Origin of the sequence: Halomonas sp. MCCC 1A11062, assembly GCF_021404355.1 — a bacterium.
GTDB classification, from domain to species: Bacteria; Pseudomonadota; Gammaproteobacteria; order Pseudomonadales; family Halomonadaceae; genus Halomonas; species Halomonas aerodenitrificans.
Window position 1 is genome coordinate 224,318 of sequence record NZ_JABFTW010000001.1, and the last position, 20,447, is coordinate 244,764.

The following is a 20,447-nucleotide window of genomic DNA, read 5'->3' on the forward strand; positions in this document are numbered from 1 at the left end:
ATCGGAAAAGGCCCCGCTCGGGCGGGGCCTTTTCACTGCATCATTGCCGCGATACGGCTTGAGCAATACCGGACCACCTGCGCGAGACGAGGCCTGATGAAACGCTTGCTGCTTGCCGTTGCGCCTCTTTGCTTGATTGCGCTCCTTTCACCGATCGCTTTGGCCGAGACGCCGATCGACACTCAGCGTCAGGCCCTCGTGCAGCAGGCTGTCGACAGCGGCCAATGGGAAACGGCGATATCGCGCCTCGGTGTGCTTTACGCACGCACTGGTGACGTTGCGGTACGCAGTGACCTGATCGCACTGCTGATACGCGCCGATCGACTCGACGAGGCTCTCTCCGTTTGCCCGGGCTGCTCCGCCGATGTGTACACGAAAAGTGAACTGCTCGATCTGGGCGGTGCAGCACGCCGGCAAGGGAATGCGGAGCTCGCTCTGAGCTTCTTCTCGCACCTGGCCCTGCGAGAGCCCGAGGATCCGGCTGCCTGGCTGGGCCAGGCGCTGGCGCATACCGATCTTGGGCAGTACGCGCTGGCCGAAAGCGCATTGAGTCGCTACGAGATGCTTTCCGGCACCACGCTGGAAGCCATGGAAGCAAGAGGCTACCTGGCGGCCGAGACCGGCAACGTCCTCGCCGAACTCCAGGCACGCCAGGCTCTGGTCGAAAGAGGCCCGGACCGTGCCAACGAGATACGTGCTATGTATCGGCTCGCCTTGAGACTAGGCGCCAGCGAGCCTGCACGCCGGATGGTCGAGCAACACCCCGAACTCTTCACCTCCAGCGATGCCCTCTGGCTGCGCTACTACGAGGGCGTCAATGCCCTCCGTCTGGGCATCCATATCGACGATCATCGCAGCATCGAGCGGGGTCTGGCGCTGCTCGATCAGGTCGTGGCGGCAGATGACCTGCACCCCGATCTGGCAAGGCTGGCGGACTATGACCGCGTCGTGGCGCTTGCTCAACTGCGTCGATTCTCACAGGCCGAGGCATTGAGCGAGAGGCTACTTCACCAATACGGCCGCTTGCCCAACTATGTCCTGCGGGCCAGGGCGCATGCACTCAACGGCTTGGGGAAGCCCGAGCAAGCCATAGCGATCTATCAAGCCCTGCTCCGGGACGAGCCAGAGCGGGGGGCGGACCTGAGCGATCCTCTCTATGAGGCGCTGTTTTTCAGCCACACGGATGCCAGACAGTTTCGCGAGGCGCAGCGCCTGCTCGAAGCATGGCGCCGCACAGAACCTCCCTATCGCCGGGATTTCACCGGCACCACCCATATCGAGAACCCCAATCTGTCGAAGGTACTCCTGCTCGACACCATGCTCGAGGCCTGGCGGGGTAACGAACGAGAGGCACTGACTCAGGTCGACGCCTACCTGGCCGAAGCACCAGCCAATGCCTATCTATGGCAGCTGCGGGGCGATATCGGACGCTGGCGCGGCTGGCCCGAGCAGGCCCAGGCCGACTATCGCCAAGCCGTTTCGCTACTGGGACCCGACCAGCGCGATACGGCCCGCCACGGTGAGTTGATGGCCAGACTTCAGCAGGGTAACTGGCAAGGCACGGTAACGCAGGTACGACAGGAACTCGACAACGCCAAACCCAGCGTATCGAGAGACAACCTCGAGCGGGAGTGGCGGGAGCAGCGCGCCGCTGAGCTCAGCTTTTCCGTCGAGCAAAGCGATGGCCAAGGCGGTGGTGGCACCCAGGCATCCAGGGAGTGGCGCAGCGATATCGTCTTTCGCTCGCCCCGCAGCGACAACGGGTCACGATACTTCCTGCAGCATCGTCATCAACAAGGCACCTTTGACGAGGGTTCACTGCGGGCGGGGTATGCCATCGCAGGCTATGAGTGGAATCTCTTTCCCAGTCAGGTCACGCTGGCTGCCGGTCATGGCCTGCATCTCAACGACGAACCGCATTTCAGCGCCGCGCTGCGCCATGACTTCACTGACCATCTCGCCGTCACCCTCGGCGCCGAATACAACAGCCTCACCACGCCGCTACGTGCCTTGAATGACGACGTCAGCGCCGACCGCTACCACGCAGCATTGACCTATCGGCGTGATGAAAGACGCAGCCTGGGTACCGAGATGAGTCTGACCGATTTCGAAGATGGCAACCTGCGTCGCAGCGCGCTCGGCTATTGGCAGGAGCGGCTCTTTCACCGCGACCGCTGGTTGCTTGCCGCAACGGGTTGGCTCGGCGGTTCTCTCAACGATGAGATGGATGCCAGCTACTACAACCCCGAACGGGACACCTATCTCAGTGGAGAGCTGATGCTTGAGTACGCTCATCCCCTGGGCTATCGCCGGACCTTTACTCAGGGCATCACGGCCGGTGTCGGCCGGTATTGGCAGCAAGGCGAAGACGATGACGATACCTGGAGCCTCGGCTATCACCAGCGCTGGGAGCTGTTGCCGAGCGTATCCATCGAATACGGCATTGCCCGCCAGCGAGCCGTGTACGACGGCCAGGCCGAACACGACACGGTAGTGACAGGAACCCTGGTATGGAGATTCCCATGAACGTCAGGATGGCCCTTCTCTTCGGTCTGCTCTGCCTAGGCATTCTCGCACAGCCCGCCCTGGCGGCCCGGGAGGGCAACGACTTCGTGGTGATCAGTTACCATGACGTGGTCGATTTCGATGTGACACCGGAACTTGCCCTGCTGCCGCAGACGATCACACGAACGCGCCTCATCGAACACTTCAACCTGATAAGGGCCCACGGCTACCAGCCCGTTTCCTTGCAACAGGTACTCGATGCCGAGGCCGGCATCGCCCCCTTACCCGACAAGGCCGTCATGCTGGTCTTCGATGATGGTTATCGCAGCTTTTACGACATCGTCTACCCACTTCTGCAGCTCTATCGCTACCCTGCCATCACGGCGATAGTCGGCAGTTGGATCGATGTTCCGCCAACCGCCCCCGTGCCCTATGGCGACGGCTTTCTCGAACGGGATCGCATCATGACCCGAGAGCAGCTGCGCGAACTGCATGACGATCCGCTGGTGGAGATCGCATCGCATACCTACGACCTGCACTATGGGGTGATCGGCAACCCCCAAGGCAATGAACAGGCGGCCGCCGTCACCAGCCGCTGGCAGACAGACGGTTACGAGAGCGAGGCCGACTATCTGCAGCGAATACACGACGACATGCATCGGGCCAGCGAGCAGTTGAAGGAGATCACCGGCACGCCACCGCGTCTCATGGTGTGGCCCTACGGAGCCTACAGTCAGGCCACCCTGGACATTGCCGCCGAGCACGGCATGCCACACAGCTTCAGCCTGCTCAGCCAGCCCAACCGCATCGGTGACGGCACGAGGGTCATGGGCCGCTATCTCATCGATCAGGAAACCAGCCTGCAGACCTTCGAGGAAATACTCAGCAACCGGGTGTGGGAACGCGACGTCCTGCGTATCGTGCATGTGGATCTCGACTACGTATACGATCCCGACCCCATTCAGCAGGAAGCCAATCTGGACCTGTTGATCGACCGCATCTACCGCTTCGGGGTCAGCACGGTCTACCTGCAGGCTTTCGCCGATCCGAACGGCAATGGCGTGGCCGAGGCTCTCTATTTTCCCAACCGTCATCTCCCGATGCGCGAAGATCTGTTCAATCGCGTTGCCTGGCAGCTGAAGAAACGCGCCGATGTAAAGGTCTATGCCTGGATGCCGGTGCTCGCCTTCGATCTGGGTCCGGGGCACCCCTACGTCACGGATGCCAGGACTGGGCAGAAGGCCACGGAACACTACCTGCGTCTCTCACCCTACTCGGCAGCCAATCGACAGCTCATTGCCGAGATTTACGAAGACCTCGGCCGCATGACCAAGTTCGATGGCCTGCTCTTCCACGACGATGCCTTCCTGACCGACTTCGAGGATGCCAGCGAAGAGGCTCGCAGTGTCTACGCAGACGAATGGAACCTGCCACCCGATGTCGACAGCATTCGCGCAGATGAAGCGCTTTTTCACCAGTGGACCCAGCAAAAGACTTCGTTCTTGACGCAGTTCACCCTCGAGCTGGTCGAGGCTGCCAACTACTATCGGCAATCCGACAACAAGACTTTCACGATTTCTCGAAACATCTATGCGCTGCCTATTCTCGAGCCGGAGAGTCAGGCCTGGTTCGCTCAATCGGCAGAGGATTTCGCTGCCGCCTACGACTATGTCGCAGTCATGGCCATGCCTTACATGGAAGAGGCTGATAATCCGCAGCGCTGGCTGGAGGAGTTGGCACGAGCTTCTCTGGCTGCCGTTCCTGCCGATCGGTTGGTGTTCGAATTACAAACACGTGACTGGCGAGACGATACACTCGTTCCCAATGAAGTTCTCATGAGCTGGATCGATACCGTCAAGCAAACTGGCGTCAGGCACATCGGCTACTACCCCGATGACTTTCACATCAATCATCCTGATATTTACATGCTGCGTCCGATTTTCTCTCTTGGCCGAAGATTCGGGGTGCAGCAATGAATATCCTTGATGCCATATCGATATTTACCTATGCCTATCCCAGCGTCATGGCCACGATATGGATCTGCGGGGGGCTCTATTTTTACTTGCATTGGGAACGAAAACAGGCTTGGCCTGAACCTCAGGTATGGGATGAAACATGCCCCCAAGTTTCCTTGTTACTGCCCTGCTATAATGAAGCCGCTAATATCCGGGAAACCATAGAGCATCTGAAACATCAAAATTACCCAAAACTGGAAATCATCGCCATCAATGATGGCAGCAAAGATGCTACAGGAGAGCTACTGGAGTCTCTCAAGCTCACCTGTCCGAACCTGAAGGTCCTTCATCAGAGCAATCAGGGCAAGGCCAGCGCTCTCAACCATGGGCTCAAGGAGGCCACCGGCGAGATCATCGTTGGCATCGATGGCGATGCCATTCTCGATTACGACGCCATCGGCTACATGGTGGGGCACTTCCTGCAAAGTTCCAACGTCAGCGGCGTAACCGGGAATCCCAGGGTGAGAACGCGCTCCACGGTGATCGGCAAGATACAGACCGGTGAGTTCTCATCCATCATCGGCTTGATCAAGCGAGCCCAGCGAATCTACGGCATGGTGTTCACGATTTCCGGCGTGGTTTGCGCGTTTAGAAGGAGCGCGCTAGAAGCCATCGAAGGGTGGAACACCGACATGATCACCGAGGACATCGATATCAGCTGGCGCCTGCAAATGGCGGGAGGACAGGTCCGCTACGAGCCGAGGGCGCTGTGCTGGGTGCTGATGCCGGAAACGCTCCGCGGTCTGTTTCGTCAGCGCCTGCGCTGGGCCCAAGGCGGTGCAGAAGTCTTTTTGCGCTACTTCACTCAGACGGTGAGATGGCAGAACCGGCGCTTCTGGCCATTGATGCTGGAGTACATGGTCAGCGTTGTGTGGTGCTACTCTGCATTGTTCATGCTGCTGTCTTGGCTCTTTTCCTTGGCCTTCCTCACATCCTCAACGGTCTACTCGGGCGCTCTTCTTTCTTATGTAGGAAGCACCCTTATCATACTGAGCTTCGTTCAGTTTATCGTCAGTTTTGCTATCGACAGTCGTTATGAGAGAGGTATGTTGCGTTGCGCATACTGGTGTGTCTGGTATCCGCTCGTCTACTGGCTATTGAACATGGCTACGGTTGTCTTGGCAGTACCCAAAGCCGCAAAGCGACAGAAAGGCCGATTGGCTACCTGGACCAGCCCAGACAGAGGAGAAATCTTCCATGAATAAGTTGCATCCAGTGGTCATCAACAATCCACGTAAAAGGAGCCTGTCCTATCGGGCAAGGGACCTATCCATTACCGCACTGACCTTGGCCGTTTGGCTGGCGCTGATCGCCAAGACGACCATCTCCATCATCAGCAGTGATGTCTGGATACTGACGATCGCGACTTCGTTGCTGCCGAGGGTCATCGTCCTGGGATTCATCCTGACGTTCCTCAGCTTTCACTGCTGGGCCCTCTACAAGCGATATCTTTATCACCGCAGGCAGAAAGGCAGCTCCGGCCTGCATGCCTCTAGGCAATCCGACGCCATGGCCTGACCAACGGAAGGGGCGAGATCAGACCTGCTATCTGACCCGAAGTCTGATTTCGCTACCCTGCCCCTGGGTGCTGGAACGGCTGACACTTCCCTGCTTACGCACCTCGACGCTCAGTGCGCCTTCCTGGCTCGTCTGGCGGATGTGCGCTTCCAATGCCTCCCCTTGATAGCGATATTCACTGGGGACGCTCTCTTCCAGCTCATGAGTTACGGCCTGAACCCCATCATCGATCTTCAATGAAGCTTGAAAGCGGGTGCCCGGCACGCCATCGAAGACGATCACGATCTCACTTTTGGGTGAATCAGCCCGACTTACCTGCTTCGACATGGCATTCGCTCCGGCAACGGCCAACATGAAGCTAACACCTATCAAGCTGGCCAAGAGGATCCTTGAAAGCCTGTTCATCATATTCTCAGCTAAAGCTCAGATTGAAACGCTTCTCGACCAATAAGGCCAATGTATCACCGACATGTTCCGCCGTGGTATCTATGCGCAACAAATTGCGCCTTTCGTCAGGGGAAAAATCCTCGAAGCCTTCCATTTGGCCATTCAGCACGGCAAGGCTTGCATCAGGCTCTACACCATACTCCCCTGAGCGCTTGATGATGCGCTCCTTCAAGGTATCCTCGTCCGCCTCGAAGCTGACGATGAGCACCGGCAGGCCGCGCGCCTCGCCCTGCTGTCGCAGTAGCTGCCGCTGCGCTTGTGTCAGGCAGGTAGCATCGATGCAGGTGGGTATGCCGGCATTGAGCAGCAGGCCGGCAAGACTGGCCAGACGCTGATAGGTACGCTCGGTGGACTCGGGACTGAAGATATCCACAGCCGTATCGGGCTCCACCGCCTGTGGATCGATTCCGAACAGCCGTCTGCGTTCGGCATCCGAGCACAGCCTGACGGCCCCCAGCCGCTCGACGATCTCGGCCATGAAGCGACTCTTGCCGCTGCCTGAGACGCCAACCCCGATGATCAACGGCGGAAAGCGGAAGTTGGAGACCTGTTCGGCCAGGTCGAGATAGCGACGACACTCGGTCATGATCTCCGCCATGCGGAATGCCGGCTCACGCCCCGACTCAGAGCGCTGCAGCGCTCGCCGTGCCCCTGCCAGGCAACGACACACCGCAAAGACCGAGATCAGCCGCATCAGGGAGTAGTCGCCGGAGCGACGCAGATAGCGATCCAGGGCGTAGTGCGCCAGTCGCGTCTCGTCGCGGACATACAGGCCCACCAGCAGCGAGACCAGGTCGAACCCCGGATCGAGGCAACGATTGGCCATGGGATCCGCTGGCTCGAGATCGAGAGCGCTGGTCATGATGAGGCGCTGCCGATCGCACAACGGCAGAACCTGCCGCCCTACGATCCAGCTCGGCCGCGGTTCGCCGCGCTCGTCGAACCAGGGCTCTAGCCTCACCATCTCCTGCTCCAACCAGGCCTCGAGCCGTTGCAGGTGCAAGCGATCCTCCTCACCGCTCAGGCGTGCATCGAGCACGCCGACTTCCTCCTTGACTAGGGCCCGGGTTGCCGCCAGGCAGCCCGACGCCCCCACATAAGGCAGGTCGTCGACGAAGGAGCGGTGCGACGCCACCAGCGAATCGATCAGCTCATCCAGCTCGAGGGCGGTGGCTGAGGTCGGGTAGGGCACTGAAGTGGCGTCCATGTTCACTCCTGTTTTCTATTGGCCTAGCGTACCTTGGCGAATGCCTTCTCGGCAGCGTCCAGCGTGAATTGAATGTCTTCCGGCGTATGCGCGCTCGACATGAATCCCGCCTCGTAGGCCGAGGGTGCCAGGTAAACGCCCTCTTCCAGCATCGCCGCAAAGAAGCGCCGGAAGGCCTCGGCATCGCAGGCCGTGGCCTGGGCGAAATTGTCGACCCGGGTCTGCCCGGTGAAGAACAGCCCGAACATGCCACCCACGCGCTGGGTGATCATGTCGACCCCGGCGGCATCGGCGCGCTCCTGCAGCCCGTGACACAGCGTTTCCACGCGCTGCGCCAGGGCATCGTGGAAGCCGGGCTCGCGCAGCTTGGTCAACAGGGCGATACCGGCGGCCATGGCCAGCGGGTTGCCCGACAGCGTACCCGCCTGATAGACGGGCCCCAGCGGTGAGATCTGCTCCATGATCGCACGCTTGCCGCCGAAGGCGCCCACCGGCATGCCACCGCCGACGATCTTGCCCAGACAGGTCAGATCGGGCTCGATGCCGAAGTGCGCCTGGGCCCCACCCAGGGCAACGCGAAAACCGGTCATCACTTCATCAAAGATCAGCACACTGCCGTACTCGGTGCAAACCCGGCGCAAGGTTTCGAGGAAACCCGGCTGCGGCGGGATGCAGTTCATGTTGCCCGCCACCGGCTCGACGATGATGCAGGCGATCTCGTTGCCGATCTCCTCGAAGCAGGTTTCCACCTCATCGAGGTCGTTGTAGGACAGCGTGATGGTGTGCTCGGCCAGTGACACCGGCACCCCCGGGGAGCTGGGCTCGCCATGGGTCAGGGCGCCGGAGCCGGCCTTGACCAGCAGCGAGTCGGAGTGGCCGTGGTAGTTGCCCTCGAACTTGACGATCTTGTCGCGCCCGGTATAGCCACGCGCCAGTCGAATCGCCGACATGGTGGCCTCGGTCCCCGAGTTGACCATACGCACCAGTTCGATGGAGGGGATCATCTCGCAGATCAGCTCGGCCATGGTGGTCTCGATGGCCGTCGGCGTGCCGAAAGAAAGACCGTGGTCGAGTCGGCTACGCACGGCACCCAGCACGTCCGGATCGGCGTGGCCGGTGATCATCGGCCCCCAGGAACCGACATAGTCGACATAACGCTTGCCCTCGACGTCGAACAGGTAGGCACCCTGCGCCCGCTCCATGAACACCGGCGGCCGGTGCAGGCCCTTGAAGGCGCGAACGGGAGAGTTGACGCCACCGGGAATATGGCGGCGAGCCTGTTCGAAGAGCGTTTCGGAAGTGGTCATGTAAGCCTCTTTGCTGTCACGAGAATGGTGTAACCCCGTCACGGGTAGTGCCAGGCTCACGCTGCCCGGTCTGTGGATAACTTCTTGGATAACCTTGGAATGCGTGGTGAAGTTACGGTGATCTTCGCTCATTGAATGGGCTTTGGCCACGCCCTGTACGGGATCGTACCAGCTGCCCTGGGCAGCCGTTCGCCGCGGCAGCGCCTGAGCATTACCCGGCTGCCATGCCTTGGCCAGCGCCTGCCAGGTGAAGCGCTGAGCCTGTTCGCAGGCAACCTCCAAGGACTCACCGGCCGCGAGCCGTGCCGCCAACGCCGCGGCCAGAGTGCAGCCCGAGCCGTGAAACCTGCCTGCCAGCCGCGGCCAGCGCCAGGCACGGTTCTGTTCTGATGCATACAGCACCTGCTCGACGACATCTTGCGGCACGTCGCGATCGGGATCGTCGCTGCCGGTCACCAACACGGCACGACAGCCCAGCGCCATCAGTTGACGCGCACGCGCTTCGTCATCCTGTGGCTCCGTTCCGGCCAGGCGTTCGAGCTCGAGACGATTCGGCGTCAGGATATCCACAAGCGGTAGCAGACGAGAGCGGAAGACCTCGACCATGGCGGATGTGGATAACTCTTTGCCGCCACCCGCCTTGAGCACCGGATCGACCACCACGGGGATGCCCGGCCGTGCCTTGATGATGTCGACCACGGCATCGAGCGTCTCGCGGCTTGCCAGCAGGCCGACCTTGATCGCTGCCAGACGAAAGCCGGAGAGCCGCGCCGTCATCTCGCGAATCAGCTCGGCCGGCACCGGAACCACACGATGCACGTCGCGGCAATCCTGCATCGTCAGCGCCGTCGGCACCGTCAACGCCCAGCCGCCGCAGGCGGCGATCGCCTCGCCGTCGGCCATGATGCCCGCGCCGCCGGTAGGGTCGTGGCCGGCCAGTACCAGCACCACGGGTGGCTGTGTGTTCGTTTCGCCGGCCATGCTCAGAACGGCTTCAGCACGGCCAGGATCACGATGGCCAACAGCACGACCACCGGCAGCTCGTTGAACCAGCGAAAGAACACGTGGCTACGCTGACAGCGCCCCGCAGCGAACTGCTTGAGATAGATCAGGCAGACATGGTGGTAGGCCACCAACAACACCACCAACAGCAGCTTGACGTGCATCCAGCCCATGCCGAGCCAGTGCGGCATCAGATAAAGAAGCCACAGGCCGAACACGATCACCGCGATCATCGAAGGCGTCATGATGCCGCGATAGAGCTTGCGCTCCATCACGCTGAAGTAATCGATGGCCTGCTGCTCGCCCTTGTCGCGCGCCATGGCGTGATAGACATAGAGGCGCGGCAGGTAGAACAGCGCCGCGAACCAGGTCACCACGGCCACGATGTGCAGCGCCTTGATCCAGAGATACATGCAGTCTCCTTAGAGATGACGACGACGATCGCTGCCGCCTCGTTTCATTGAACGTACTTCAAGAACTCGTCCGGCTCACTTCAACGACTCACTTCAATGACTCGCTTCAGCGACTCTCACTTCAATGACTCGCTTCAGCGACTCTCACTTCAGCGACTCACTTCAATGAGTAGTAACGCTCGATGGAGCCGCGGGTGATGATACCGGAAATTCGCTGCTGCTTCGGTCGCCGGCCCTGCTCGACGAACAGCGCATCGACCGCCTGATCGTTGAGTCGCTCGAACGCCTCCGACAGGGTTGCCTGGTGATGGATCGGCGCCATTTCCAGACGCAGCCCCGGTACCTCGAGCAGGTCGATCAGCGCGTCTTCTTCTTCGCCAACCGCTTCGGCTTCCTGCGTTTCGTCCATCAAGGCGCGGGCCAGGTCGGCGGCCTTGAGCGCCAGTGTCGGCTTGTCGTCGCTCGAACGTACGATCAATATCCAGGCCGGTCTGGCATCGAGCAGCACCCGAGCCTGATCGCGGGTGACCATGCGCGGCGTGGCGACGAAGCTGCGCTCCATCACCGCCGGCACCGAGACTCGCGACAGCGCCTGCATCAACGGCTGTTGCAGCGGGTGCAGGCCATGGCGGGTCATGCTGATGAAGAAGCCGTCGCAGCGACACAGCTGGCGTGCCGTCAGCCCCGATACCACCACCGCCAGCATGCCCGGCAGAATGATATTGGGGTTATGGGTCAGTTCCAGCAGTGCCATTAGCGCCGCCAGAGGCGCCTGCAGCACCGCCCCCATCATCGCCGCCATGCCCAGCATGGCGTAGAACCCCGGCTCCATCTCCAGTTGCGGAAACAACCAGGCGCCCAGCAGCTCGGCCAGTGCACCGGCGGCGGCCCCGACCACCAGCACCGGGCCGATGATGCCGATGGGGATACCGCTGGCCACGGTGATGGCGGTGAGCAGCAGCTTGGCTACCACCAGTGCCAGCAGCACCTCGACCGCCAGATTGCCGGCTAACGCGGCTTCCATGCTGTCGTAACCGATGCCCTGGACTTCGGGAAACCACCACCCCACCGTCGCCGTGGCCAACGCCACCAGCGCCAGACGCAGCGGCACCGGCAGCCCGGCGATGCGTTCGCTGCGCGCCACGTGGATGAAGAGTCCGGCCAGCAGCCCGATGAACAGCGCCGTGACCACGATCCAGGGCAGATTCATCAACGAGCCCAGGCTGACGCTGGGTACCTGGAAGGCCGGCTCGGAACCGTATACCAGCATGGCCACAAGCGCCCCCATGGTGGAGGCCAGAATGACGGGCATGAAGCCGGCAATGGTGTACTCCATCATCACCACTTCCATGGCGAAGATGACACCGGCAATCGGGGTATTGAACGAGGCCGAGATGCCCGCCGCCGTGCCACAGGCCACCAGCACTCGCAGGCTGTTGTGCGGCAGGCGCAGCTGCTGGCCCAGGCCGCTGGCCGCGGCTGCGCCGAGATGTATCGCCGGCCCCTCGCGCCCGGCGGAGAGGCCGCCCAGCACCGTGGTCACCCCCACCCACCACTGGTTGATCCAGTTGCGCAGCGGAAAGCGCCCCTGATGATAGGTGAGCCGCTCGATCACGTGACCGACGCCCAGCTTGCGTGCCGCCGCCGGCTGACGCCACAGGAAAATGCCGATAATGGCCACGGCGATCAAAGGCAGGCTCGAGCGCACCATCGGCGGCAAACCCTCGAAGGCCTCGTGATCGCCACCGGGCATGAACAGCACGCCCCCCAGCTCGAGCAGTAAGCGGAAGGCGACCATCACCGCACCGGTAACGAGCCCCGAGACGACGCCCAGCACACACAGCTGCGGCAAGGCATCGACGCTGGCCAGCTGGCGGCGAAACCTCTCGAGACTGAAGCTAGGTAGCGAAAGACGCGGCACGGCAGTTTCCTGTCCAGGCATTCCTTGTGAGTGGGACGCGCCGGCTGGGTGGTCGCCCCCTCTCTTGTGTATCATATCCGGACAGAGCGGTCCCGTTGGCAGCCGCTCCCTGCCAGGCAACCATCGAAGGAGTCGCATCGTGATCAAGGTCGGAATCGTCGGCGGCACCGGTTACACCGGGGTCGAACTGCTCAGGCTGCTGGCGCAGCACCCGCAAGTCGAGGTCGAAGCGATCACCTCGCGCTCCGAAGCCGGTGTGCGCGTCTGCGACATGTACCCCAACCTGCGCGGTCACTACGACGAGCTGGCCTTCAGCGAGCCAGACCCGAAGCGTCTGGGAACCTGCGACGCAGTCTTCTTCGCCACTCCCCACGGCGTCGCCCATGCCCTGGCCGGCGAGCTGCTCGAGCGGGGCACCCGAGTGATCGACCTCTCCGCCGACTTCCGCCTGCGTGACGCCGAGGTATGGGCCGAGTGGTACGGTCAGCCTCACGGCGCCCCAGAGCTGCTCGAAGAAGCCGTGTACGGTCTGCCCGAGATGCACCGTGAGCGCATTCGCCAGGCGCGCCTGATCGCCGTGCCCGGCTGCTACCCCACCGCGGTGCAGTTGGGGCTGCTGCCGCTGCTGGAAGCCGGCCTGATCGACGCCGACCACTTGATCGCCGACTGCAAGTCCGGCGTCACCGGCGCCGGCCGTGGCGCCAAGGTGCCCTCACTGCTGGCCGAGGCCAGCGAATCGATGAAGGCCTACGGCGCTTCCGGCCACCGCCACTTGCCGGAAATCAGCCAGGGCCTCTCTGATGCCGCCAAGGGCTCGGTGGGGCTGACCTTCGTGCCCCACCTGACGCCGATGATCCGCGGTATTCACGCCACGCTGTACGGGCGCCTGACCGGCGAGCCCGGCGATCTGCAGGCGCTGTTCGAACGGCGCTTCGCCGCCGAGCCCTTCGTCGACGTGATGCCCGCCGGCAGCCACCCCGAGACGCGCAGCGTCAAAGGCGCCAATGTCTGCCGCCTGGCCGTGCATCGGCCGGGCAACGGCGACACCGTGGTGGTACTCTCGGTGATAGACAACCTGGTCAAGGGCGCTTCCGGCCAGGCGGTGCAGAACCTCAACCTGATGTTCGGCTTCGACGAGCATGCCGGACTCGCCGCCCCCGCCCTGATGCCCTGATGATTTCACCAGAGGTATTGGGAGCCGGGGGCAGGTCGTAGAGGAGGTTCTACGCCAGGGATGGCGTCGATAGCGCCCAGGGATGGGTTTACAGCGCCTCCTCGTAGACCTGCCGACGGCTCAGCCCCTAGCGATGCCGTCACTGGTGAGTCCTTTTCCTGAATAGTTGACCCTTTTGCTAGGAATTTAAGATAATCGATTGTTATCCATTCATTCGGCTCACGGGAGGATGCCCATGAGCGGCGCAGAATCTTTCGTCCCTACTCCCATGATGCTCAGCGCAGCCGCCAGGAAGCGGCTCCAGACGCTGATTGCGGAGGAGGGCAAGCCCGAACTCAAGCTGCGCGTCTACGTGACGGGCGGCGGCTGCTCGGGTTTCCAGTACGGCTTCGACTTTGCCGATACCGTCGGCGAGGACGATACCGTCATCGAATTCGGAGAGGTGGCCCTGGTGGTCGACGAGCTCTCCTACCAGTACCTCGTAGGGTCCACCGTCGACTACGAAGAGGGACTCGCAGGCGCTCGCTTCCTGGTGCAGAACCCCAACGCGACGACTACCTGCGGCTGCGGCGCTTCCTTCATGGTCTGATCCTTCTCCCTCTCTTCGAGCCCGATCGTAAGCCCTGTCGTTCCCGACAGGGCTTTTTTTCGCCTGTGGATAACATTCTTCTCTTGAAGCTCCCGATCGCGCTGCAAACCGCATGAGGCCGGGATCTTGTCGTCATCAGCGCAACTGTTCACAGTCGCGGTGACAAGCCCGGTAGCCAACGGTGGAAAAGAGGTGTAGCGTTGCCGCTGTGGAAAAGACCCTCTTTTATACACAGCCTCGTCACCGCTCGCCCTCAGCTCGTCATCCTCTTCTCACCACAAAAGTCAACAATGCAACTTACTGATATATCTGTAGGACATTGTGTTATCCACAGAAATTGTCCACACCAGTAGTCACAACCACAACAGAACTTCTCTCTTTTAATCATTCTGTTTTGTTTAGTGAGTGGTAGCTCGCGGCTGGCAGGCAAACCCGGTGTGGAAAACCCTGACGGTTACCCACAGTCGGTTTATACTGGCAGGCTGTTTTTCATCCCTAGGCAATATCCGCGCACAAGCGCAACGAGGTGAACCTTGGAGTATCCCGACCGCTTTGACGTCATCGTCATCGGCGGCGGCCATGCGGGAACCGAAGCCGCTCTGGCCTCCGCCCGCATGGGCTGTCAGACCCTGCTGCTGACCCATAACATCGAGACCCTCGGTCAGATGTCCTGCAATCCCGCCATCGGCGGGATCGGCAAGAGCCATCTGGTCAAGGAGATCGATGCGCTGGGCGGTGCCATGGGTCTGGCCACCGATCTCGGCGGCATCCAGTTTCGCGTGCTCAACGCACGTAAGGGACCGGCGGTGCGTGCCACCCGCGCCCAGGCCGACCGAGTGCGCTACAAGGCAGCCATTCGCGGCATGCTGGAGAACGCCCCCAACCTGACGATCTTCCAACAGGCGGCGGGGGATCTGATCGTCGATGGCGACACCGTGCGTGGCGTGATCACCGAGACCGGTATTCAATTCCATGCCGAAACGGTGGTGCTGTGCACCGGCACCTTCCTCGGTGGGGTGATCCATATCGGTCTCGATCAGAGCCGTGGCGGACGCGCCGGCGATCCTCCCTCCAACGCACTGGCCAGCCGTCTGCGCGAACTGCCGTTCCGGGTCGATCGGCTCAAGACCGGTACCCCGCCGCGGCTGGACGCCAAGAGCGTCGACTTCTCGGTGCTCGAGGAGCAGCCGGGCGACACGCCGACCCCGGTGATGTCCTTCCTCGGTAATCGCGAGATGCACCCGCGTCAGGTGAGCTGTCACATTGCGCACACCAACGAGCGCACCCACGAGATCATCTTCGCCAACCTCGACCGCTCGCCGATGTATTCCGGCGTGATCGAGGGCGTCGGGCCGCGCTACTGTCCATCGATCGAGGACAAGGTGCACCGCTTCGCCGACAAGGCGAGCCACCAGGTGTTCATCGAGCCTGAAGGCCTCGACACCCACGAGCTCTACCCCAACGGCATCTCCACCTCGCTGCCCTTCGACGTGCAGCTCAAGGTGGTGCGCTCGATGAAGGGGCTGGAGAACGCGCACATCACCCGCCCCGGCTATGCCATCGAGTACGATTTCTTCGATCCGCGCGATCTCAGGCACTCGCTGGAAACCAAATTTATCCACAACCTGTTTTTCGCCGGTCAGATCAACGGCACTACCGGCTACGAGGAGGCCGGCGCCCAGGGGCTGCTCGCCGGCCTCAATGCCGCGCGCCGTGCCAAGGGGCTCGAGGCCTGGTGGCCGCGGCGCGACGAGGCCTACCTCGGCGTGCTGGTCGACGACCTGATCACCCTGGGCACCAAGGAGCCCTACCGCATGTTCACCTCGCGTGCCGAGTACCGTCTGCTGCTGCGCGAGGACAACGCCGACCTGCGCCTCACCAAGGCCGGTCGCGAACTGGGGCTGGTCGACGACGCACGCTGGGCCGCGTTCAGCGTCAAGCGCGAGGCGATCGAGCGCGAAAGCGCCCGGCTCAAGGCCAGTTGGGTGCAGCCCGGCAGCCCGGCTGCCGAGGCCATCGAGACCAGGACCGGCAAACCGCTGGCCCGCGAGTACAGCCTGCTCGACCTGCTCAAGCGCCCCGAGCTCGGCTACGCCGACGTGGCCCACCTCGCCGGCGAGCCGGTGAACGACGAGGCGGTGGCCGAGCAGGTGCAGATCCAGGCCAAGTACCAGGGCTACATTGACCGCCAGCAGGACGAGATCGACAAGCTCAAGCGTCACGAAGCCACCCCGCTGCCGGCCGATCTCGACTACGTCCAGGTCGAGGGGCTCTCCCACGAGATCCGTCAGAAGCTCGCCGAGGCGCGTCCGGAGACCCTGGCCCAGGCTTCGCGGATCTCCGGCGTGACCCCGGCGGCGGTCTCTATCCTGCTGATCCACCTGAAGAAACGCCGTCTTCTCGACGACACGCGAGTGGCCAACGGATGAGCGAAGCCATCACGCCTCAAGTGGCGGCTCGCCTCGACGAAGGCTTCACGGCACTGGGTCTCGAACTCGACGCGGAGAAGCGCGAGCGACTGCTGCGCCTGGTCGGGCTGTTGCACAAGTGGAATCGCGCCTATAACCTCACCGCGATACGCTCACCGGAAGAGATGGTGTCAAGGCACCTGCTCGACAGCGCGGCCGTGCTGCCTCACGTCGGCCCCGCGCCGCTGCTCGACGTTGGCGCCGGGCCCGGTCTGCCGGGGCTGGTGCTGGCGATCCTCGAGCCGAGCCTGGCGGTCACGCTGCTCGACAGCAACGGCAAGAAGGTGCGCTTTCAGCGCCAGGCGGTGATGGAGTTGGGGTTGACCAACGTCACCCCGGTGCAGGCCCGGGTCGAGGCTTTCGAGCCACCGCCGGGTGGCTTCGCGCAAATCGTCTCGCGCGCCTTCGCCAGTCTGGCGGATTTCGTCGCGCTGACCGAGCCGCTGCTGGCCCGCGACGGGCGCTGGCTGGCCATGAAGGGGCCGGCGGCCGACGACGAGCTGGCGGCGCTGGATGCCGGTGTGGTCGTGCGCGAGCGCCACGTGCTTGCGGTACCGTTCACCGTGGGGGAGCGTCAGCTGTTGATCGTCGAGCGAACCGATTCCAACCCAGGCCGCCGTTGAAGCGAGCCGTCGACGCAAGGAAGTCGCCCGTGAGTCAAATCATCGCCTTGACCAACCAGAAGGGCGGCGTGGGCAAGACCACCACCGCCGTCAACCTGGCCGCCAGCCTGGCCGCGCTGGATCGCCGCGTGCTGCTGGTGGATCTCGACCCCCAGGGCCATGCCACCATGGGCAGCGGCATCGACAAGCACTCGCTCGAGGGCAGCGTGCTCGACCTGCTGCTGGGCGAGAAGAGCGCTCCCGAGGTGATGCTCGACTGCCCCACCGCTGGCTACTCGCTGCTGCCCGGCAACGGCGATCTCACCGCCGCGGAAGTGGAACTGCTCGACCGCGCCGAGGGCCGCGAGCGCAGCCTGACCGAAGCTCTGGCCAGCGTCGCTGGCGAGTACGACGTGGTGCTGATCGACTGCCCGCCTTCGCTCAACATGCTCACCGTCAACGCCCTGACCGCCGCCAACGGCGTGCTGATTCCGCTGCAGTGCGAGTTCTATGCCCTGGAGGGGCTCTCGGCGCTGCTCGACACCGTGGAGCAGATCAAGGACAGCGTGAACCCCGACCTGGCGATCTATGGCATCCTGCGTACCATGTTCGACGGTCGCAACAGTCTGACCCGGGACGTCTCCAAGCAGCTGCGCGACTATTTCGGCGAGGCGCTGCTCAAGACCACGATCCCGCGCAACGTGCGGGTGGCCGAGGCGCCGAGCCACGGCCTGCCGGTGACCAAGTACGCGCGCTTCTCGCGCGGCAGCCAGGCCCATCGGGTGCTGGCCAAGGAACTGATTCGTCGCCTGTCGCTGTAGTGCGCCGGGTGGAGCCTACTGTCGTGACCCGCTCGTGATGAGGGAATGCTGATGACGCGAAAACGCGCCCTGGGCCGCGGCCTGGATGCCCTGATCGGTGCCGGCGCCCGCCGCCGCGAGAATCTCGAGCTGCCCGAAGGCCAAGTCTTGCCCGACGGAGCGAGCGAGCCGGCGGCGGCGGTAGCCGAGATCGAGGAGCGACTCGAACGCCTGCCGCTGAGCCAGCTCACCCGCGGCAAGTATCAGCCGCGTCGCGACATCCAGCCTGAGGCGCTGGAGGAGCTGGCAGACTCGATCCGAGCCCAGGGCGTGATGCAGCCCATCGTGGTGCGGCCCATCGGCGAGTCGCGCTACGAGATTATCGCCGGTGAGCGGCGCTGGCGCGCCTCCCAACTGGCCGAACTCGACACCATCCCGGCGGTGATCCGCGAGGTCAGCGACGAAGTCGCCCTGGCCCTGGCGCTGATCGAGAACATCCAGCGCGAGAACCTCAACCCGGTGGAGGAGGCGATGGCGCTCAAGCGCCTGCTCGAGGAGTTCGAACTTACCCAGCAGCAGGTGGCCGATGCGGTGGGCAAGTCCCGCGCCCAGGTCGCCAATCTGCTGCGCCTGCTGGCGCTCGATCCGGAAGTGCAGACTCTGCTCGAGCGCGGCGATCTCGATATGGGACACGCACGTGCCCTGCTCGTTCTGCCCGCCGCCAAGCAGCGTCGCGCTGCCCACGAGGTGGTCAACAAGGATCTCACCGTGCGCGATACCGAGGCGCTGGTGAAGCGTCTGACCCAGGGCGAACCGAAGAAGGTCGCGGCAGTGGCATCCAGCCCCGACGTGGCGCGCCTGGAGACCCGCCTCGGCGAAGTGCTGGGCGCTCCGGTCAGGATTCAGCACGGTCGCGGCGGCAAGGGGCGGGTCACCATCCGCTATTCCAGCCTCGAAGAACTGGACGGTATTCTCGAGCACATTCGTTGAGCGATGCGGCCCGTGGGATGTCGACAATGACTTCCACCTTTGGTCGCATAGCTACGTCATTCGAGCCTAAAAGCGTCCTGCCCGGTTGAAGGGCCAGAGGCGCTTCCCTATAATCCGCCGTTGTTTGCCTGAGTGTCACGCTCGGCCAAGCCGGCACCCAAACCCTGCTTAGGCAGGGCAGGAAATGTCGACAGGATGCACGGATACGCTGCCATGAGGCGCCGGCGCCCGGATTTTACCCGCCTCTTTTTGGCACAGGGCTTCGCCACCTTGCTGGTAGCCCTGCTGGCTGGCCTGCGACATGGTCACGAAGGGGTGCTGTCGGCCCTGATGGGCGGCCTGGTCAGTCTGCTGCCTTCGCTCTACTTCGTCTGGCGCGGGCTGCGCGTTCGAGACGGCCGGCGACCGCGGGTCAGCGTGATGAATCTCTATCAGGCAGCGATGGGAAAGTTTGGTTTGACGGTGGCACTGTTCGTGATCGTGTTCGTCGCAGTGCCCCCCTCAAACCCGGCTTTTTTCTTTGTCGCATATGTGGCGGCGCAGCTCATGCACTGGCTGACACCCTGGCTACTGCGTGACCGACCGACCCAACGAACCTGAGGTAGCAGCGTATGGCAGCAGGTAATGAAATAACCGCCATTTATTACATACAGCACCACCTTCAGAACCTGACCTTCGGCAGGCATCCCGAGCTCGGTTGGAAGTTCGCCAGCACCTCGACCGAAGCCCAGGAGATGGGGTTCATGGCCATTCACGTGGACACCATGGGCTGGTCCATCGCCATGGGTGTGCTGTTCCTGTGGCTGTTCCGCAAGGCCGGCCAGATGGCGACCACCGGCGTGCCCGGCGGGCTGCAGAACGCTGTCGAGATGGTCATCGAGTTCATCGAGAACCTGACCCGCTCCACCTTCCACGGCAAGAATCCCCACATCGCGCCTATCGCGCTGACGCTGTTCATGTGGATCCTGCTGATGAACACGCTGAAGATCCTGCCGGTCGATTACTTCCCGGAGCTGTTCGGTCGCCTCGGCGTCGAGTACATGAAGATCGTGCCAACCACCGACGTCAATGCCACCCTGGGCATGGCGCTGGGCGTGTTCTGTCTGATCGTCTACTACAGCTGCAAGGTCAAGGGTGTCGGCGGCTTCGCCAAGGAGCTCTCGCTCACGCCGTTCAACCACTGGCTGCTGATCCCGTTCAATCTGGTCCTCGAAATCGTCGGCCTGATCGTCAAGCCCATCAGCCTCGCACTGCGTCTGTTCGGCAACATGTTCGCCGGCGAGGTGATCTTCATCCTGATCGCATTGCTGCCGTTCTGGGCGATCTGGGTGCTCGACGTGCCGTGGGCCATTTTCCACATTCTGGTGGTATCGCTGCAGGCCTTCATCTTCACGACCCTGTCGATCGTGTACCTGAGTGCCGCTCACGAGCACCACTGAACCAAGCAACCTTTGCAACGAAGTACTGAAACTAACCTCAACCTGACCTA

At 62.5% G+C, this 20,447-nt stretch carries 17 protein-coding genes and 1 pseudogene; 12 read left to right on the forward strand and 6 right to left on the reverse strand.

What is annotated here, in order from left to right; translation table 11 throughout:
* The first annotated feature begins 96 nt into the window (after positions 1–96).
* From pgaA to HOP58_RS01080, 4 genes are read left to right on the forward strand one after another with little or no spacing between them, the layout of a single operon-like run.
* Entirely contained in the window at positions 97–2,526 is a 2,430-nt protein-coding gene (gene pgaA / locus HOP58_RS01065; protein WP_234259268.1) for a poly-beta-1,6 N-acetyl-D-glucosamine export porin PgaA, read from the forward strand.
* Complete coding sequence (pgaB, locus tag HOP58_RS01070; protein WP_234259270.1) at positions 2,523–4,481, forward strand: poly-beta-1,6-N-acetyl-D-glucosamine N-deacetylase PgaB; 1,959 nt, start codon at positions 2,523–2,525, stop codon at positions 4,479–4,481. Before pgaA ends, pgaB begins: the two co-directional genes overlap by 4 nt.
* On the forward strand, positions 4,478–5,725 hold the full coding sequence (gene pgaC / locus HOP58_RS01075) for a poly-beta-1,6-N-acetyl-D-glucosamine synthase (RefSeq protein WP_234259272.1): 1,248 nt from the start codon (positions 4,478–4,480) through the stop codon (positions 5,723–5,725). The genes pgaB and pgaC overlap by 4 nt, the downstream gene beginning before the upstream one ends.
* Positions 5,718–6,038, forward strand: a complete 321-nt coding sequence (locus HOP58_RS01080; RefSeq protein WP_234259274.1) for a hypothetical protein — start codon at positions 5,718–5,720, stop codon at positions 6,036–6,038. Before pgaC ends, HOP58_RS01080 begins: the two co-directional genes overlap by 8 nt.
* 27 nt (positions 6,039–6,065) lie before the next feature.
* Here the strand turns inward: HOP58_RS01080 and HOP58_RS01085 are convergent, their stop codons facing one another.
* From HOP58_RS01085 to HOP58_RS01110, 6 genes and pseudogenes are all read right to left on the reverse strand, one after another.
* A complete protein-coding gene (locus HOP58_RS01085; RefSeq protein ID WP_234259276.1) occupies positions 6,066–6,365 on the reverse strand; it encodes a hypothetical protein in 300 nt (99 codons plus the stop codon).
* Positions 6,366–6,450: 85 nt separating this feature from the next.
* Positions 6,451–7,692: a bifunctional aminoglycoside phosphotransferase/ATP-binding protein gene (locus tag HOP58_RS01090; protein WP_234253410.1), complete on the reverse strand. Its 1,242-nt coding sequence runs from the start codon at positions 7,690–7,692 to the stop codon at positions 6,451–6,453.
* Positions 7,693–7,715: 23 nt separating this feature from the next.
* Entirely contained in the window at positions 7,716–8,999 is a 1,284-nt protein-coding gene (hemL, locus tag HOP58_RS01095) for a glutamate-1-semialdehyde 2,1-aminomutase (RefSeq protein WP_234259439.1), read from the reverse strand.
* Positions 9,000–9,188: 189 nt separating this feature from the next.
* Positions 9,189–9,980, reverse strand: a pseudogene (locus tag HOP58_RS01100) (hydroxymethylpyrimidine/phosphomethylpyrimidine kinase); the annotation flags it as partial.
* Between the two features lie 2 nt (positions 9,981–9,982).
* On the reverse strand, positions 9,983–10,414 hold the full coding sequence (gene hemJ, locus HOP58_RS01105; protein ID WP_010625968.1) for a protoporphyrinogen oxidase HemJ: 432 nt from the start codon (positions 10,412–10,414) through the stop codon (positions 9,983–9,985).
* Positions 10,415–10,571: 157 nt separating this feature from the next.
* A complete protein-coding gene (locus HOP58_RS01110; RefSeq protein ID WP_234259278.1) occupies positions 10,572–12,335 on the reverse strand; it encodes a chloride channel protein in 1,764 nt (587 codons plus the stop codon).
* A 139-nt stretch (positions 12,336–12,474) separates the two neighbouring features.
* On the opposite strand from HOP58_RS01110, the gene argC reads away from it, so the two are divergent.
* The 8 genes from argC to atpB all read left to right on the forward strand — a co-directional run bounded on the left by argC (position 12,475) and on the right by atpB (position 20,397).
* Positions 12,475–13,509: an N-acetyl-gamma-glutamyl-phosphate reductase gene (argC, locus tag HOP58_RS01115; protein WP_234259280.1), complete on the forward strand. Its 1,035-nt coding sequence runs from the start codon at positions 12,475–12,477 to the stop codon at positions 13,507–13,509.
* A gap of 235 nt (positions 13,510–13,744) precedes the next feature.
* A complete protein-coding gene (erpA, locus tag HOP58_RS01120) occupies positions 13,745–14,098 on the forward strand; it encodes an iron-sulfur cluster insertion protein ErpA (RefSeq protein WP_010625965.1) in 354 nt (117 codons plus the stop codon).
* A gap of 533 nt (positions 14,099–14,631) precedes the next feature.
* The gene (mnmG, locus tag HOP58_RS01125; RefSeq protein WP_234253413.1) at positions 14,632–16,527 is read left to right on the forward strand and encodes a tRNA uridine-5-carboxymethylaminomethyl(34) synthesis enzyme MnmG; all 1,896 of its coding nucleotides are present in this window, start codon (positions 14,632–14,634) and stop codon (positions 16,525–16,527) included.
* Positions 16,524–17,189, forward strand: a complete 666-nt coding sequence (rsmG, locus tag HOP58_RS01130; RefSeq protein WP_234253414.1) for a 16S rRNA (guanine(527)-N(7))-methyltransferase RsmG — start codon at positions 16,524–16,526, stop codon at positions 17,187–17,189. The genes mnmG and rsmG overlap by 4 nt, the downstream gene beginning before the upstream one ends.
* Before the next feature lie 29 nt (positions 17,190–17,218).
* A complete protein-coding gene (locus tag HOP58_RS01135) occupies positions 17,219–17,989 on the forward strand; it encodes a ParA family protein (protein WP_010625962.1) in 771 nt (256 codons plus the stop codon).
* Positions 17,990–18,040: 51 nt separating this feature from the next.
* On the forward strand, positions 18,041–18,958 hold the full coding sequence (locus HOP58_RS01140) for a ParB/RepB/Spo0J family partition protein (RefSeq protein WP_234259282.1): 918 nt from the start codon (positions 18,041–18,043) through the stop codon (positions 18,956–18,958).
* A 213-nt stretch (positions 18,959–19,171) separates the two neighbouring features.
* Positions 19,172–19,558: an ATP synthase subunit I gene (locus tag HOP58_RS01145; protein WP_234251542.1), complete on the forward strand. Its 387-nt coding sequence runs from the start codon at positions 19,172–19,174 to the stop codon at positions 19,556–19,558.
* Between the two features lie 11 nt (positions 19,559–19,569).
* Positions 19,570–20,397, forward strand: a complete 828-nt coding sequence (atpB, locus tag HOP58_RS01150; protein ID WP_010625959.1) for a F0F1 ATP synthase subunit A — start codon at positions 19,570–19,572, stop codon at positions 20,395–20,397.
* Positions 20,398–20,447 lie beyond the last annotated feature (50 nt).

Excerpts from the sequence above, each read along its gene's own strand:
- pgaA (WP_234259268.1), top strand. The coding sequence starts at position 97 with ATGAAACGCTTGCTGCTTGCCGTTGCGCCTCTTTGCTTGATTGCGCTC.
- pgaB (WP_234259270.1), top strand. The coding sequence starts at position 2,523 with ATGAACGTCAGGATGGCCCTTCTCTTCGGTCTGCTCTGCCTAGGCATT.
- pgaC (WP_234259272.1), top strand. The coding sequence starts at position 4,478 with ATGAATATCCTTGATGCCATATCGATATTTACCTATGCCTATCCCAGC.
- HOP58_RS01080 (WP_234259274.1), top strand. The coding sequence starts at position 5,718 with ATGAATAAGTTGCATCCAGTGGTCATCAACAATCCACGTAAAAGGAGC.
- HOP58_RS01085 (WP_234259276.1), bottom strand. The coding sequence starts at position 6,365 with ATGTCGAAGCAGGTAAGTCGGGCTGATTCACCCAAAAGTGAGATCGTG.
- HOP58_RS01090 (WP_234253410.1), bottom strand. The coding sequence starts at position 7,692 with ATGGACGCCACTTCAGTGCCCTACCCGACCTCAGCCACCGCCCTCGAG.
- hemL (WP_234259439.1), bottom strand. The coding sequence starts at position 8,999 with ATGACCACTTCCGAAACGCTCTTCGAACAGGCTCGCCGCCATATTCCC.
- hemJ (WP_010625968.1), bottom strand. The coding sequence starts at position 10,414 with ATGTATCTCTGGATCAAGGCGCTGCACATCGTGGCCGTGGTGACCTGG.
- erpA (WP_010625965.1), top strand. The coding sequence starts at position 13,745 with ATGAGCGGCGCAGAATCTTTCGTCCCTACTCCCATGATGCTCAGCGCA.
- rsmG (WP_234253414.1), top strand. The coding sequence starts at position 16,524 with ATGAGCGAAGCCATCACGCCTCAAGTGGCGGCTCGCCTCGACGAAGGC.
- HOP58_RS01140 (WP_234259282.1), top strand. The coding sequence starts at position 18,041 with ATGACGCGAAAACGCGCCCTGGGCCGCGGCCTGGATGCCCTGATCGGT.
- HOP58_RS01145 (WP_234251542.1), top strand. The coding sequence starts at position 19,172 with ATGAGGCGCCGGCGCCCGGATTTTACCCGCCTCTTTTTGGCACAGGGC.
- atpB (WP_010625959.1), top strand. The coding sequence starts at position 19,570 with ATGGCAGCAGGTAATGAAATAACCGCCATTTATTACATACAGCACCAC.